Origin of the sequence: Microbispora sp. NPDC046973 (assembly GCF_040644495.1) — a bacterium.
Classification (GTDB): Bacteria; Actinomycetota; Actinomycetes; order Streptosporangiales; family Streptosporangiaceae; genus Microbispora.
Window position 1 is genome coordinate 59851 of record NZ_JBEYWQ010000033.1, and the last position, 14415, is coordinate 74265.

The 14415-nt window shown below is 72.3% G+C and carries 16 protein-coding genes; 4 read left to right on the plus strand and 12 right to left on the minus strand.

Translation table 11 applies throughout. The features are described from left to right. Window position 1: 1 nt before the first annotated feature. The 5 genes from ABZ860_RS36505 to ABZ860_RS36525 form a co-directional block, all read right to left on the minus strand. Entirely contained in the window at window positions 2–607 is a 606-nt protein-coding gene (locus tag ABZ860_RS36505; protein WP_357229477.1) for a response regulator transcription factor, read from the minus strand. Next, window positions 604–1728, minus strand: coding sequence for a histidine kinase (locus ABZ860_RS36510; RefSeq protein ID WP_357229480.1), 1125 nt, complete (start codon window positions 1726–1728; stop codon window positions 604–606). Before ABZ860_RS36510 ends, ABZ860_RS36505 begins: the two co-directional genes overlap by 4 nt. A gap of 20 nt (window positions 1729–1748) precedes the next feature. After that, entirely contained in the window at window positions 1749–2474 is a 726-nt protein-coding gene (locus ABZ860_RS36515; RefSeq protein WP_357229519.1) for an ABC transporter permease, read from the minus strand. Then, on the minus strand, window positions 2474–3373 hold the full coding sequence (locus ABZ860_RS36520; protein WP_357229483.1) for an ABC transporter ATP-binding protein: 900 nt from the start codon (window positions 3371–3373) through the stop codon (window positions 2474–2476). Before ABZ860_RS36520 ends, ABZ860_RS36515 begins: the two co-directional genes overlap by 1 nt. A gap of 108 nt (window positions 3374–3481) precedes the next feature. Beyond that, a complete protein-coding gene (locus ABZ860_RS36525) occupies window positions 3482–4216 on the minus strand; it encodes an alpha/beta hydrolase (protein WP_357229486.1) in 735 nt (244 codons plus the stop codon). A 42-nt stretch (window positions 4217–4258) separates the two neighbouring features. On the opposite strand from ABZ860_RS36525, the gene ABZ860_RS36530 reads away from it, so the two are divergent. Beyond that, a complete protein-coding gene (locus tag ABZ860_RS36530) occupies window positions 4259–5218 on the plus strand; it encodes a YafY family protein (protein ID WP_357229489.1) in 960 nt (319 codons plus the stop codon). Here the strand turns inward: ABZ860_RS36530 and ABZ860_RS36535 are convergent. Beyond that, complete coding sequence (locus ABZ860_RS36535) at window positions 5200–6039, minus strand: helix-turn-helix transcriptional regulator (RefSeq protein WP_357229492.1); 840 nt, start codon at window positions 6037–6039, stop codon at window positions 5200–5202. The two genes, ABZ860_RS36530 and ABZ860_RS36535, sit on opposite strands and share 19 nt — an antisense overlap. A 247-nt stretch (window positions 6040–6286) precedes the next feature. Here ABZ860_RS36535 and ABZ860_RS36540 point away from each other — a divergent pair, with 247 nt between their 5' ends. Then, on the plus strand, window positions 6287–7048 hold the full coding sequence (locus tag ABZ860_RS36540) for an SDR family oxidoreductase (RefSeq protein ID WP_357229494.1): 762 nt from the start codon (window positions 6287–6289) through the stop codon (window positions 7046–7048). A 72-nt stretch (window positions 7049–7120) separates the two neighbouring features. Here ABZ860_RS36540 and ABZ860_RS36545 read toward each other — a convergent pair whose 3' ends face one another. From ABZ860_RS36545 to ABZ860_RS36565, 5 genes are all read right to left on the minus strand, one after another. After that, window positions 7121–8503, minus strand: a complete 1383-nt coding sequence (locus ABZ860_RS36545) for a glycosyltransferase family 4 protein (protein ID WP_357229497.1) — start codon at window positions 8501–8503, stop codon at window positions 7121–7123. A gap of 97 nt (window positions 8504–8600) precedes the next feature. Continuing rightward, window positions 8601–9284: a 50S ribosomal protein L11 methyltransferase gene (locus tag ABZ860_RS36550; protein ID WP_357229500.1), complete on the minus strand. Its 684-nt coding sequence runs from the start codon at window positions 9282–9284 to the stop codon at window positions 8601–8603. 72 nt (window positions 9285–9356) lie between these two features. Further along, window positions 9357–9746, minus strand: coding sequence for a PPOX class F420-dependent oxidoreductase (locus ABZ860_RS36555; protein ID WP_357229503.1), 390 nt, complete (start codon window positions 9744–9746; stop codon window positions 9357–9359). Window positions 9747–9821: 75 nt separating this feature from the next. Beyond that, window positions 9822–11105, minus strand: coding sequence for an erythromycin esterase family protein (locus ABZ860_RS36560; RefSeq protein ID WP_357229506.1), 1284 nt, complete (start codon window positions 11103–11105; stop codon window positions 9822–9824). A 45-nt stretch (window positions 11106–11150) separates the two neighbouring features. Then, the gene (locus ABZ860_RS36565; protein WP_357229522.1) at window positions 11151–11804 is read right to left on the minus strand and encodes a CatB-related O-acetyltransferase; all 654 of its coding nucleotides are present in this window, start codon (window positions 11802–11804) and stop codon (window positions 11151–11153) included. A gap of 214 nt (window positions 11805–12018) precedes the next feature. Between ABZ860_RS36565 and ABZ860_RS36570 the strand changes: the two genes are divergently transcribed. After that, entirely contained in the window at window positions 12019–12576 is a 558-nt protein-coding gene (locus ABZ860_RS36570) for a TetR/AcrR family transcriptional regulator (RefSeq protein WP_357229509.1), read from the plus strand. Between the two features lie 59 nt (window positions 12577–12635). Here the strand turns inward: ABZ860_RS36570 and ABZ860_RS36575 are convergent, their stop codons facing one another. Further along, the gene (locus ABZ860_RS36575) at window positions 12636–13769 is read right to left on the minus strand and encodes an Rv2578c family radical SAM protein (protein WP_357229511.1); all 1134 of its coding nucleotides are present in this window, start codon (window positions 13767–13769) and stop codon (window positions 12636–12638) included. Between the two features lie 135 nt (window positions 13770–13904). On the opposite strand from ABZ860_RS36575, the gene ABZ860_RS36580 reads away from it, so the two are divergent. Continuing rightward, window positions 13905–14162, plus strand: a complete 258-nt coding sequence (locus tag ABZ860_RS36580) for a DUF3040 domain-containing protein (protein ID WP_357229514.1) — start codon at window positions 13905–13907, stop codon at window positions 14160–14162. The last annotated feature ends 253 nt before the right edge of the window (window positions 14163–14415 follow it).

Sequence of the window (14415 nt, forward strand, 5' to 3'; positions counted from 1 at the left end):
TCTACAGCCAGCCGTTGTGGCGGGCCAGGCGGGCGGCCTCGATCCGGTTCCTGGTGCCGGTCTTGCCGATGGCCGACGACAGGTAGTTGCGCACGGTGCTCTCCGACAGGTGGAGGCGGGCCGAGATGTCGGAGATCGTCGAGCCGTCGGCCGCCGCGGCGAGGACGTCCCGCTCCCGGTCGGTCAGCGGGCTCGGGCCGGTGCTGAGCGCGGCCGCCGCGAGTGCGGGGTCGATGACCCGCTCGCCGCGCAGCACGCGCCGGACGGCGTCGGCGAGATCCTCGACCGGGCCGTCCTTGACCAGGAACCCGCGCGCCCCGGCTTCCATGGCGCGGCGCAGGTAGCCGGGCCGCCCGAACGTCGTGAGGATGAGCACGGCGCAGCCGGGCAGGCGCTCGCGCAGGTCGGCGGCGGTCTCCAGCCCGCCGCGGCCCGGCATCTCGATGTCGAGCAGGGCCACGTCGGGCCGGGTGCGCAGGGCGGTGTCCACCACCTCGTCGCCGTGGCCGACCTGGGCGACGACCTCGATGTCCTCCTCCAGGCCGAGGAGCAGGGCCAGCGCGCCGCGCATCATGCCCTGGTCCTCGGCCAGCAGCACCTTGATCACTGACCGTCCTCCCTCGCGTACGGCACGGCCACCCGGAGCAGGAAGCCTCCGTCCGGCGGCGCCGTCGTCTCCACGGAGCCGGCCGCGGCCCTCACCCGCTCGCGCAGGCCGACCAGCCCGTTGCCCTGGCCATGGGCCTTCTTCGGCGGGCCGTCGTCACGGATCTCCAGCACCAGAAACCCGCCGTCCTCGCGCAGGCCGATCGCGCAGGCCGACGCGCGGCTGTGCCGTACGACGTTGGTCACGCCCTCGCGCACGGCCCAGCCGAGCAGCGCGTCGGTCTCGGGATCGGGCCGCACGGAGGGGGTGCGGATCGTGGCCTCGATGCCGGCGTCGGCGAGCGCGGCGCGGGCGGAGTCGAGCTCGGCGGCGAGCCCCCTGCCGCGGTAGCCGGTGACGGCGGCCCGCACCTCGGTCAGCGCCTGCCGCCCGATCTGCTCGATGTCGGCCGCCTGCCCGGCGGCCGCGTCCGCGTCCACCCGCGACAGCCGGCGTACGGCCTCGGCCTTGACGACCATGACCGAGAGGGTGTGCCCGAGCAGGTCGTGCAGGTCGCGGGAGAAGCGCAGCCGCTCTTCGGTCACCGCGGCCCGGGCGAGCTCCTCGCGGGTGGCCTTGAGCTCGTGGATGGCCTCCCAGAGCCGGATGATGATCGCGGGAATCAGGCCCGCGGTGAACGTGCCCCAGGCCAGCGAGAAGATGCCGGTGAGGCTGGCGCCGGCCCCTATGGCCACGGCCAGAGCGGCGGCGCACTCGGCGAACAGCGCCACAGGCAAGACCTTGCCGCGCACGGTGGTCCCGGTGGCGACGGCCAGCATGATGACCAGGTAGAGCCAGTTGTGCCGGAACCCGGCGGCGGACGCCACGGCCACCACCGCGAGCAGTCCGAGGGCCGGCAGGGCGCGCCGCCGGTCGGCGAAGGCGAAGTGCGTGGTGACCACGTAGAGCCCGGCGGCGGCCAGCGCGGCCGGCCAGGCCAGCCAGAGGGGATGGGACCGGCCGTGCACGATGTCCCACATGGGCGCCGCCGTCGCGGCCACCCACATGTACATGCCCTTGGCGTCCGGGCCGCGCTCGCCCTCCCGCAGCGGGTCGAGCCAGGTGTCGCGTTCTGTCGTCATCGGGAACGTCACATTAGCGGTCAGGCCCGGCGGCCCGCGCGGCGGTAGCCGTACACCGCGTAGACGCCGAAGACGAGCAGCCAGGCCGACAGGAGCACGACCTGACGGAGGGTGGGGACGTCGCCGAACGCGATCCGCCAGGACAGGCCCGCGTAGCTGTTCGACGGGGTCCACTCGGCGATCGCCCGCAGCCAGGACGGGAATTTCTCGACCGGCACCCACAGGCCGCCGAGGATGGCCAGCGTCAGCATGGTCGCGATGTTGGCCATCGCCGCCGACTGGCCCGACAGGCGGTAGCCGTTGCCGAGGCCGAGCAGGGAGAAGGGCACGGTGCCCGCCCACAGGAGCGCGACGATGGCCAGCCACCGCTGCGGGGGGAGCGTGACGTGGTTGACCAGCACGCCGGCCAGCAGCACGGCCGCGATGCTCGGCACGACGGCGACCGCTCCGGTGACGACCTTGCCTGCGACGACCTGGGCCGGGGTCAGCGGGGTGAGCCGCAGCTGCCGCAGCCACCCCGCCGCGCGGTCCTCGGCGATGCCGCTGCCGTTGTTGAACGCGCCGCCGAGCGCGCCGTACGCCGCCATGCTGACCATCGTGTAGATCGCGGCGTCGTGCCGGTCGCCGGGGGCCAGGCCGAGGTTGGTGAAGACGAGGTACATGACGACCGGCATCACGATCCCGAAGATCACGTAACCGCCGTCGCGCATGGACCTGATCAGTTCGAGCCGTACGTATCCCCGCATCACGCGCTCTCCTTTCCGGTGGTCAGCGCGACGAAGGCGTCCTCCAGGTCGGCGGGGACGACCTCCAGGCCGCGTACGGCGCCCGCGCGGGCGAGGGCCATGACGGTGGCGTCGGAGTCGCCGCTGCGCAGGTGGACCCGGCCGCCCCTGACCTCCATGTGGCGCACGCCCGGCAGGGTCGCCAGCCAGGAGGACTCGCCGTCGGCGGTCACGCTCACCGTGGTCAGCGCCGCCGCCCGCTTGATCTCCGCGCTGGTGCCGTCGGCGATCACCCGGCCCTGGCCGAGCACGACGACGCGGTCGGCGTGCTCGTCGGCCTCGTCCAGGTAGTGGGTGCTGAACAGGATGGTCTTGCCCTGGCTGGCCAGGCCGCGCATGCCGTCCCAGAACTCGCGCCGGGCCTCCACGTCCAGCGCGGCGGTGGGCTCGTCCAAGACGATCAGGCCGGGGTCGCCGCACAGTGCCATGGCGAACCGCACGCGCTGGGCCTGCCCGCCCGACAGCCGGTCCACCCGGCGGTCGCGCAGGTCCGCGATCCGGGCGAGCGTGAGCACCCGGTCGAGGGGGAGGGGAGCGGCGTAGGTCCCGGACACGAAGGTCAGCAACTCACGGACCGTGACCCGGGGGATCAGGCCGCCCTCCTGGGGCATCGCGCCCACCAGGCCCTGCCGTACGGCCTGCTCGGGGTCGAGCCCGAACAGCGCGGCCCGCCCCGAGTCGGGCGGCAGCAGCCCGAGCAGCAGCGCGATGGTGGTCGACTTGCCCGCGCCGTTGGGGCCGAGGAGGGCCACGGTCTGGCCGCGGGGGATGGCGAGCGTGAGCCCGTCCACGGCCCGTACGGGGCCGAAGCGCTTGGTCGCCGAGGTCAGGGACACGGCGTCGGGCGGTCGCATGGTCATGGCGACGACGGTAGGCGGGCGCCGTCGTCCCAGGTAGAGAGATCGATACGGCCCTGGGCGGGACAAATGTCCCACCCAGGGAATCTACAAAGTAAAGGCGTCGGCTTATTACACGATCTCAGCGAAAAGGGCAGCCAGATCACCGGGGCGGGAGAACATCGGCCAGTGACCGGTGGGCAACTCCCGCAGCTCCCACTCCGGCCCGCCCAGGGGCGCGAACGTCGGGTGCCCGGTCGCGATCAGCTCCTTGACCTGCGTGAGCGGGAAGGAGCAGCTCACCAGCGTCTTCGGCAGCGCGGCGAACGCGGCGGCGTCGTCGCCCAGCGCGAGGGTCTGCGTGATCGTGCCGAGCGGCTGGTCGGTGGCCCGGGCGGCCATCGGCGCACGCTCGCGCTCGCCCAGCCCCTCCAGACTCGCGCCCGACTCCTGCAGTTCGTCCCAGGAGGGCATGGGGTAGCGCCAGCCGTCCACGACACGCTTGCCGACGAACTCCCGCCCGGTGAGGTCGATCTGGGCCATGCCGTCCGGCACCGGGCCGCTCTCGACGTACACGACCCGGCTCACGCGGCCGGCCGCGCGGGCGGCGGCCCCGGTGACCGCGGCGCCGCTGCCGCTGTGGCCGACGAGCACCACATCGTGCAGGTCCTCGACCTCGACGAGGCCGGTGATGTCGCGGATGTGGGTGTCGAGGTCGATCTCGGGGGAGGCGAGGTGCGCGCGGTCGGCGAGGCCGGTGAGGGTCAGCGGGTGGGCCTCGTGCCCCATGCCGCGAAGGGCGGCGGTCACGTCCCGCCACGCCCACGCGCCGAGCCAGAAACCAGGAACGAGTACGTATGTCGTCATGCGTCGACGCTAGAGCCGAATCAGGGCAGAATCGGTCCTGTTATGTCGACCAATCGCGTTCTCGCCTTCCTGGAGCTGCTGCAGGCCAGGCCCGGGCTCACCGGCCCCGAGCTGGCCGAGCGCCTGGAGGTGGACGTGCGGAGCGTGCGCCGCTACGTGCGCAGGCTGGAGGACCTCGGCATTCCGGTGCAGGCCGAGCGGGGACGCTACGGCGGCTACCGGCTGATGCCCGGCTACCGGCTGCCGCCGCTCATGCTGACCGGCGACGAGGCCGCCGCCGTGGTGCTCGGGCTGCTCGCGGGCCGCCGCGCGGGCCTGACTGTGGGCGAGGGGGCGGCCGAGAGCGCGCTCGCGAAGATCCAGCGGGTGCTGCCCGACGCCCTGCGCGACCGGGTCGGCGCCGTCGAGGACATGGTCGGCCTGACCGGCCGCTCGGCCGCGACCTCCCGGCCGAGCGGCGCCACGCTGCTGACGCTCGCCGACGCGGCCCGCCGTCGTCTCCGCGTACGGCTGGCCTACCGGTCCTACCGCGGACAGGACAGCGAGCGGACGGTCGATCCCTACGGGCTGGTCTTCCACTCGGGCCGCTGGTATCTGACCGGCCACGACCACCGCAGGGGCGAGGTGCGGACGTTCCGGCTCGACCGGATCGGCCGGGCGGAGACGACGGGGGAGGGGTTTCCCGCCCCGGGGGAGTTCGACGCCGTCGCCCACGTCATGAAGTCGCTGGCCTCCGTGCCGTACCGGTATGAGGTCGAGGTGGTGCTGGCCACGACGATGGAGGAGGCCCGGCGCCGGATCCCGCCGACGGTGGCCGCGCTCGCTCCCGTGGACGGCGGCGTCCGGATGACCGGCCGCGCGGAGCGGCTGGACGGCATGGCGCAGGTGCTGGCCGGCCTCGGCGTGCCGTTCACCGTGGTCGACCCGCCCGAACTGCGCGAGGAGGTGCGGGCGCTCGCCCGCCGCCTGCAGGAGTGGGCCGGTCAGGCCCCGAGGCGCTGACCGCCGATGACGGCGAGCAGGCGCAGCTTGTCGTGGCTCTCGCTGCCAGGCGTGGCCGTGTAGACGAGCAGCGACTGCGACTGGTCCGGGTCGAGCAGCGTCTGGCACTGCAGTTCCAGCACGCCGAGCTCCGGGTGCAGCAGCCGCTTGGTGTCCGGGTGCCCGAGACCGACCTCGTGCCTGTCCCAGATTGCGGCGAACTCGGCGCTGCGGGCGAGGAGGTCGCGGGTGAGAGCGGCGGCGCGGGAGCGGGGCCCCTCGCGCGTGGCGGCCTCCCGGAGCAGGGCGGTGAACACGCGTCCGTACAGGGGATGGTCGTCCTCCACGTAGCGGCGCCGCTCGGCGGGGTCGGTGAACCACCGGTAGAAGACGCTGCGCGCCATCCCGCTGAAGACGGTCTGGTCGCCGAACAGGGCGACGGCGGCCGGGGTCTGCCGGAGCGTCTCGCCGAGTGCGGTCGTGACCAGGGCGGGAGTGTCGCAAAGCCGGTCGAGCACGCGCATGATCCCCGGATTCACGTGGTCGCCCCGCAGCGCCCGCTGAGGTGCGCTGTGCCCGGCGAGCCGGAAGAGGTGGTCGCGCTCGGCGAGGGTCAGGCGCAGCCCGCGGGCGATCGCGGCGAGCATCTGCTCCGACGGCTGCGGCCCTCTCCGGCGCTCCAGGCGGCTGTAGTAGTCGCTGGACATGCCACAGAGCGCGGCCACCTCCTCGCGGCGGAGCCCGCTGGTGCGCCGGCGCGCCCCGCGGACCATCCCGACGTCCTCGGGCTGCAGGGCCTCCCTGCGCTTGCGCAGGAAGTCCGCCAGTCCCTCGCGGTCCACCCTCGGCCTCCTCGCCTTCTCCCGTCCCGCTCATCCTTCCGCGCCGGCCGCCGCGTATCCACGGCCTGCCGATCCCCGGATACGCGGACCCCGGCTGCGCGGACCCCGGCTGCGCGGGCCGTGGCTGCGTAAGCCGTGGGTGCGTGGGCCGTGGATATGTGGGCCGTGGCAGCCCGGCGCGCGACCCGGTGAACTGGGCTGGCGGCCCCGCCGGGGGCCGTGTCCCCGATGACCAGGAGCTTCAATCATGACCTCTCAGCGAATAGCCCTCATCACCGGCGGCAACCGGGGCCTCGGGCGTGCCACGGCCCTCGCCCTCGCCGAGCGCGGCGTCGACGTCGTCGTCACCTATCGGGCCGGCAAGGACCAGGCCGAGGAGGTCGTCGAGTCCGTGACCCGGCTCGGCCGCACCGCGGCGGCGCTGTCGCTGGACACCGCGGTGGTGGCCGGGTTCGACGGCTTCGCGGACGAGCTGCGCCGCACTCTGCGCGAGCGGTGGGACCGGGACGAGTTCCACTACCTCGTCAACAACGCCGGCATCGCGGTCGGCGCGGCGTTCGCCGACACGACCGAAAGCGAGCTCGACGCCCTGATCGACGTGCACTTCAAGGGTGTCTTCTTCCTCACGCAGAGGCTTTTGCCCCTCATCGCCGACGGCGGCCGGATCGTCAACCTGTCGACCGGGCTGACCAGGTTCACGAGCGTGGGGCAGGCGGCGTACGCGTCGGTGAAGGGCGCGGTGGAGGTGCTGACGCGTTACCTCGCCAAGGAGCTCGGGCCGCGTGGCATCACGGTCAACACCGTCGCCCCCGGCCCGGTCGCCACCGACTTCGCGGGCGGCGTCATGCGCGACGACGAGGGGTTCCGCGCCATGCTCGCGTCGCAGACCGCGCTGGGACGGGTGGGGGAGCCCGCCGACGTCGGGGGCGCGATCGCCACCCTGCTCGCCGACCAGAGCCGCTGGATCACCGGTCAGCGCGTGGAGGTCTCCGGCGGCATCTTCCTGTGACCGTGGCACCGGAGCCCCCGGCGATGCTCAGGACGGTCCTCCTGATCGCCGGTGACGCCCTCGGCCCATGGTTCAGGCGTTCTGGCTGAGGCGGGCCGTCCGCCCGTCCGGCGTACGGCCGGCGTCGAGCGCGGCGGCGTCGAGGGGACCCGGCCGTTCCCCGGCGTCGTGCTCGCCGGTCCCGGCCGGTTCGTACGTCAGCGGGGCGCCGGGCGGGAGAGCGCGCCGCCGGTCCACCAGGCCGGACAGCAGGTCCTCCCACCGGGCGCCGATGACGTCGAGGTCGTAGCGCGCGGCCGTCGTGAGCGCGTTGGCTCCCATCTCGCGGCGCAGGTCCTCGTCCTCGATGAGCGTGCAGATGGCGTCGGCCATCGCGTGGATCTTCTCCGGCTTCACCAGCAGCCCGTCGTGGCCATGGGTGATCATCTCCTTGGGGCCGGTCGGGCAGTTGTAGCTGACGACGGGCACGCCCTTGCTCATGGCCTCGAGGATGACCATCGGCATGCCCTCGTGGCGGGAGCTCAGCACGAACATCGAGGCGTCGGCGAGGACGGCGCCGACGTCCTCGGCCGGGCCTTCGAGGAACACCCGCTCGGACAGCCCGCGCTTGTCGATCGACGCCTGGAGCTTCTCCTGCCGGGGGCCGCCGCCGTAGATCCGCAGCGTCCAGTCCGGGTGCCGCTCCGCCACGTGCGCCCACGCGCGGATGAGCAGGTCGTAGCCCTTGCCCCAGGTCAGGCGGCCCACGGTGACGACGGTCTTCGCGGTGAGCGGCGAGACGCCGCCGTTCAGGCGGGGCGTCGCGTTGGGCACCTGCGCCAGCACGGCCGGCCGGCCCTTGCGGGCCTTCTCGAAGGACCGCTCGTAGGTGCGCAGGTCGGCCTGGGTGAGGGTGACGACCGCGTCGTGCCTGCCATACCTGCGGGTGATCTGTTTGCGGACCAGCGGCTGGTGCGAGGACAGGTTCCCGTGCTCCTGGGCGACCGTGATGATCTCCGGGGGTGCGAAGCGCGCGGCGATCAGGTTCAAGCCGGGCCGGGTCCCGATGAGGATGCCCCTGCGGCGGGAGCGGATGTAGCGGACCAGCTTGAGGTCGGTGCGCAGGGTGAACCAGTGGTAGGCCGCCTCGTCCTTCGGCACCAGCCTGCTCGGGAACCGCGACAGCAGGCCCTTGCGGCGGGGCAGCCGGTCGTCGAGGTAGCGGACGCGCACTCCGGGAGGAACGGGGAGGAAGGGCTCCTCGCGTTCCCGCACGACGCTCACGATCTCGACGTCGTGGGTGCGTGCCAGATATCCGGCGAGGTTGAAGACCGTGCGGATCGTGCCGCCCATGCCGTTGGCGTGCAGCAGCAGGATGCGGATCTCGTGACCGTCGGGCGGCGGCGCCGACCGGGCGCGCCGGCGGTCACGGGCCTCCAGCGCCCGTACGACCGCCCTGGCCGCTTTCCTTGCCACCCTGCGGTGAAGAGAAGACACAGTCACGCCCCGTTTCGTGTCAGACGAAGATCCCCTTTCCCTATGACGTAACCGGCAGTTGTCCCGTTGTTGTGAACTAGGTCACACAATGCTTGGAAAGCCGATATATGGTCGTCCGTTTGCTGGGGGCGTCCTCCAGGAAGGCGGGCACCTGATGCACCCCGACCTGCTCGAACACGCCCTCGGGGAGATAGGAGCAGGCGCGGTCGGGCACCCCGATAAGGACATCACCGGCGGCCCGGGACAGGAACGGGGTGACCCGCCGGGCCAGCGGCTCCTCGTAGTAGACGTCTCCGGCCAGCACGACCTGCTGGGACGGCGTCCCGTCGAGCAGGTCGCCCCCGGCGACGCGCACCGCGACGCCGTTGGCGCGGGCGTTCACGCCGACGGCCGCCAGCGCGTACGGGTCGACGTCGTTGGCGACGACCAGGGCGGCTCCGGCCAGCGCCGCGGCGACCGCGACCAGCCCCGAGCCGGTGGCGAGATCGAGGACGGTGCGGCCCCGCACGATCTCGGGGTGGTCGAGCACGTGGCGGGCCAGCGCCTGCCCTCCGGCCCAGGGGCAGGCCCAGAAGGGCAGCCGCCCGGCGCGCTCCCACAGCTCGTACACGTGGTCGTCCCCGCCCGTGCCCGGCCCGGTATCAGGCACGGTATTCGGCACGGTGCCGGGCGTGATCAGGAGCAGCCGGATCTCCGGCACGTACGGCACGGCCGCGAGCCTGGTGTGCGCGCGGACGAAGTTCTCGGCGTCGTCCTCCACGGCCGCCGATCGTATCCGCACGGGCACGCGTCCGGGGCCGCACGCCCGCGAGGAACGGCCCGGCCGGTAGCGTCACACCGCACGGCCGGCTCGCGGCCCGCCCAACCCCCAAGAGACGATCTTGGTGGGAGTGATCCTGATGATCTCTCGGGACAGGCCGGGCAGGGGCGGCTCCTGATCGGTCAGCGCCGCCGCCTTGCCCCGGATCTCGACACCCCGGGGCGCCCACGGATCGACCGACGCCAGGTCGTCCACGACGAACGCGACCGTGCTGCCCTGCTGGACGTTCCGGAACTTCTTCGACCTGCCCAGCGCGCCCCCGCCGATGACGATCGTGCCGGTGGCGGCGTCGAGGAAGAAGTTGGTCGGGTTGTTCTGCACCTGCCCGTCGGGTGAGACGGTGGCCAGCCGCCCGATCCGTTGTGTGGCCAGGTAGTCGAGCTCGGCCTGGGTGAAGACCATTTGTGGCAATCCTTTCGTTGCTCCTGGATCGGTGGTCGCGACAAGCGTGCCTCGTCGCCCCGATCCCTCTGGTTCTCAGGTCTCGATGTCGCCGGCGACGGTGGAGATCGGCGTGGTGACGATGCCGTCGAACGCGTCGAGGACGGGGGTGTGCACGTAGGCGCTCTGGATCCGGATGCGGTCGGGGCCCGCACCGCCGGAAGCCTCCGTACGCGCCCGGCGGAGATCGGCGACGCTCAGCCCGAGCCCGGCATCGGCGAAGGCGGCCTCGATGCTGCCCTGCTCGGGCGGCTCAAGCTTCGCGTTGTCGACGGCGAACCCGAAGCGCGCGTTCTCGTCAGGGCGCATGTCGGCAGTGTGTCCGGTGATGCTGGTCAGGGCGAGGGCGACGTAGTCATCGGCCAGGGAGTCGTGAAGGTGCTGTCCCATGGGGAGCCCGGTGAGGTGGCCGTCGAACAAGACCGGCGTTTTCTGGATGTGGGCGTTGTGGGCCGCCAGCACGATGCGGGTGCCGGGGCCGAAGCGCTCCAGGTGCCACAGCACCGACCCGGCCATGTAGACGTCCCGGGCCGAGGTGTCGGCGGTCAGGCCGGTGCCGGCGTACAGGCCGGCCATGGCGCGAAAGCCGTAGTCGGCGTGGCAGGCGGCCTCGATCCGGCGCAGGGCGATGTCGTAACTGTGGCGGTCGCCGCGGGAGACGTACAGCACCTCGACGGCACGGAACCGGATGAGCAGGCGCATCAGGGCCGCGCTGAGGGCGTCCTGCTCGGCGGCGGCCAGTCGGGTCCAGGCCGGCGCGGCCGAGGCCGCGGACGCCCCGGCGAACGACTCGGCGATCCGCATGGCCTGCTGGACCAGCGGGAGGGTCTCGGGGTCGATCTGACGCAGGTAGTCGGCGACGGGGGCCAGGGCGGGAAGCAGGGAGCCACCGGCCGCGGGGACGTCGATCCCGGCGAAGCGCACCGGCACCCCGGCGGTGGCGTTGTGCCGGCGTATCCAGCGCAGCGGCTCCTCGACTCCCACAGGAATGGCCGCGGCGAGCTGCGCCGCCAGGTCGTCGTTCGTCCCCTGGCCCTGGGCCCAGGCGTCGAGGGGGAAGCCTTCGCTGAAGCCGTACTCGAAGGCCAGGACGGTGAAGCCGCAGCGTTCGGCCAGGAAGCGCAGGATGCGCCGGCGCAGCAGCGAGAACTCGGTGATGAAGTGCGAGTTCTCACCGAGCGCGACGACGCGCGCGTCGCCGACGATGTCGGCAAGTGGCTCCAGGTCGTCGAGCGGCGCCTCCGGGTCGAGGTGGGTGAGCGGGACGGCGTGGGCGCGAAGCCGGTCGGCGAACGGGTTGTGGGGGGAGGAGGCAGGCATGCTGATGACTCGATTCCGAAGTGCTGGGAACTCTGAAGCGCCGGATCATCCGTGGGGGAGTGGCGGCGCCGCCTTCTCCAGGTCGTCGACGCTTCCGGACATGATCGTGCGGAGGTGTTCGGTGATGTGCTGGAGCGGCCAGTCCCACCAGGCGAGCGTGAGGAGGCGCTCGATGTCCGCGTCGTCGTAGCGGCGGCGGATGAGCCTGGCGGGGTTGCCGCCGGCGATGCCGTAGTCGGGCACGTCGTCGACAACGACGGACCCGGAGGCGATGATCGCTCCGTGGCCGATGCGTACGCCGGGCATCACCATGGCCCGGTATCCGAGCCACACGTCGTTGCCCACCACGGTGTCGCCCCGTCCCGGCAGGCCGGTGATGAGGTCGAAGTGCTCCGCCCAGGAACCGCCCATGATCGGGAAGGGGAACGTCGAGGGGCCGTCCATGCGGTGGTTGGCGCCGTTCATGATGAACCGCACGCCCTCGCCCAGCGCGCAGAACTTCCCGATGACCAGCTTCTCCGGCCCGTAGTGGTACAGCACGTTGCGGGTCTCGAAGGCGGTCGGGTCGTCCGGATCGTCGTAGTAGGAGAACTCTCCGACCTCGATCAGCGGTGAGGTGATCAAGGGTTTCAGCAGCACCACCCGCGGTTGCCCGGGCATCGGATGCAGCACGGTCGGGTCGGCGGGCACAGCGGGCATCACGCGTCGATTCCTTCCTGCCGGACGCTCTGAAAGAGCATCGATTACATCATTATTGCGACAGTTGATGCGTTAAGATCCTGCCACGCCCTCGTCTCACCGAGCAACCGGACCACCAGCGATGACTTCTTCAGCACCACAACCGGACGGCGCCGGGCCTGTGCCGTCGCCTCGGCGCCGCCCTGGCGGCCGTACCGCCCGTATCCGCAGGCAGGTGCTCGACGCGGTGCTCGCCGAGCTCGGAGAGCACGGCTATGACGGGCTCACCATCGAAGCCGTCGCCGCCCGCGCGGGTGTGCACCGGGCGACGGTGTACCGGCGCTGGGGAGACGTCGGCGGGCTGCTCGCCGACGTCCTGGACGCGGCGGGCGACGACGCCTGGCAGCCCCCGGACACCGGCTCCCTGGAGGGCGACCTGGCGGCGCTGAACCGCGAGATCCAGGACGCGCTCACCGCGGAGCCGCCGATCGTGGCGGCCCTGATCGCCGCGTCGTTCCGCTCCGAGCAGGCCGACCACGCCCAGCGACGGCTCTGGGAGGACCGCTACGCCCGCTGCGAGGTCATCGTCCGCAGGGCCGTCGAGCGCGCCGAACTCCCGCCGCGCACCGACGCCCGGCGACTGCTCATCGCCGCCACCGCGCCCCTGTATCACCAGCTGGTGCTTCTCCGCACGCCACCCGCGCCGGACCTGCCCGGCCAGGCGGCCAGAACCGCCACCCTCGCCGCATCCGCCGGCGCTTTCGCCGAGCCCCCGGAGGCCGGCGACACCTGACGGCCCGGCCCGGCCCGTCCCGCGCCCGAGCAGGAGCAGCCGCACCTGCCGGCGGCCGTCTAAAGGAGCGTGAGCTGTTCGGGCGTCGCGGCCGGTGCGGGCGGGGCGACCGGTCGCTCGCCGGGCCGTCGCCCGGCACGGACGCCGCGCGCGCCCGCCGCTGCGCCGCCGCGGGCCTCCGCCGCGCGATCACCGCGCGGGACCGACCGGCCGATGCCGTGCTCGCGGGCGAGCGCGCGCACGGCGTGGCCGATCCGTTCCTGGTACGCCTTCGGAGCGTAGGCGCCCCGGCCGTACAGCTCCAGATAGCGGGGCACGAGCCGGGGGTGCTCGCGCGACAGCCAGGCCATGAACCACTCGCGGGCACCCGGCCGCAGGTGGAGCACGATCGGTGTGACGTGCGTCGCGCCGGTCTCGGCGATGTGGCGCACGGTGGCCTCCAGCGCCCGGGGAGAGTCGCTCAGATAGGGGAGGATCGGCGCCATGAGCACGCCGCACGGGATGCCGCGCTCGTTCAGGGTGGCGCACACCTCCAGCCGCTTGCGGGGCGAGGGGGTGCCCGGCTCGACGGCCCGCCACAGCGACTCGTCGGTGAACCCGATCGAGACGGCCGTGCTGACGTCGGTCACCTCTGCCGCCTCGGCGAGCAGCCCGAGGTCGCGCAGGATCAGTGAGCCCTTGGTGAGGATCGAGAACGGGTTGCGGGCGTCCCGCAGGGCCGCGAGGATGCCCGGCATCAGCCGGTAGCGGCCCTCGGCGCGCTGGTAGCAGTCGACGTTGGTCCCCATGGCGATGGGGTGCCCGCCCCACCGGGGTGCCGCGAGCTCCTTGCGGACGAGGTCGGGGGCGTTGACCTTCACGACGATCTTCGAGTCGAAGTCCCGCCCGGAGTCCAGGTCGAGGTATTCGTGCGTCCGGCGGGCGAAGCAGTACGTGCACGCGTGGGTGCAGCCACGGTAGGGGTTGACCGTCCACTCGAACGGAACCCGGCTGGCCGAGGGAACCCGGTTGATGATCGACCGCGCGTGGATCTCATAGAAGGTGACGCCACGGAACTCCGGGGTGTCGAAGGTCCGCGTCACGGCCGACCGGGCGAACAGGGGCGTCGTCTCGCCCTGCCCGCCATCACGCCCGCCGTCCCCCGTGTCCCCCGTGTCCATGCCCACGTCGAGGCGCAGCCCGTCCCACCGCACTCTCCGATTAGAACAGAGGTTCGATGAAGATCGCAACGTGCAACGCATCGTAAATCGCGGCCCTGGAAACGGCTAACGATCTTCATCGTTGGGCAGAACGTCGGCACATACCTTGCGTTCTGGGAGAGTTGCGCGATGGCCTGGTCGCAGGACGAAGAGCGGATGCTGGCGATGATCGAGCGGCACCTCACCGACGAGGACCCGAAACTTGCGGCCAGGCTCGAGTCGTTCAACCACCGCGCGGGGCGCGGGCGGCAGGGGAGGAGCACGGGCCGCCGCCGGCCGGGTCGCTCCACCGTGATCATCGCGGTGAGCTGGCTGCTCATCGCCACGTTGATCGCGACCCTGCTGGTCATGGCCCTGCGGCACGACGCCGCCGCTCTCCCGGTCTAGGTCGTGCCTGACAAATCATGGCCCTGCTGCGCGTGGCCCAGGCGGCGCCTCGCTGCGTTGTCGTCGTCGCCCATAGCTCCGCTATGGCCTCCTCCTCCGCCTTGCGATGCATCCACCTGAATCCACGCTCGCGACGGGCAGCATTTGTCAGACACTCCCTAGTACTCCAGCATCACTTTGTTATCCCTGACTGTCTTCGGCGGTAGTGGCTGATCTTGGAGATGTGTTGGTGGCGGCGCCGCCAGCGTGACCA

Coding starts and splice junctions, on each gene's coding strand:
- ABZ860_RS36540 (WP_357229494.1), top strand. CDS start 6,287: ATGACCTCTCAGCGAATAGCCCTCATCACCGGCGGCAACCGGGGCCTC.
- ABZ860_RS36515 (WP_357229519.1), bottom strand. CDS start 2,474: ATGCGGGGATACGTACGGCTCGAACTGATCAGGTCCATGCGCGACGGC.
- ABZ860_RS36510 (WP_357229480.1), bottom strand. CDS start 1,728: ATGACGACAGAACGCGACACCTGGCTCGACCCGCTGCGGGAGGGCGAG.
- ABZ860_RS36555 (WP_357229503.1), bottom strand. CDS start 9,746: ATGGTCTTCACCCAGGCCGAGCTCGACTACCTGGCCACACAACGGATC.
- ABZ860_RS36565 (WP_357229522.1), bottom strand. CDS start 11,804: ATGCCCGCTGTGCCCGCCGACCCGACCGTGCTGCATCCGATGCCCGGG.
- ABZ860_RS36525 (WP_357229486.1), bottom strand. CDS start 4,216: ATGACGACATACGTACTCGTTCCTGGTTTCTGGCTCGGCGCGTGGGCG.
- ABZ860_RS36520 (WP_357229483.1), bottom strand. CDS start 3,373: ATGACCATGCGACCGCCCGACGCCGTGTCCCTGACCTCGGCGACCAAG.
- ABZ860_RS36560 (WP_357229506.1), bottom strand. CDS start 11,105: ATGCCTGCCTCCTCCCCCCACAACCCGTTCGCCGACCGGCTTCGCGCC.
- ABZ860_RS36580 (WP_357229514.1), top strand. CDS start 13,905: ATGGCCTGGTCGCAGGACGAAGAGCGGATGCTGGCGATGATCGAGCGG.
- ABZ860_RS36530 (WP_357229489.1), top strand. CDS start 4,259: ATGTCGACCAATCGCGTTCTCGCCTTCCTGGAGCTGCTGCAGGCCAGG.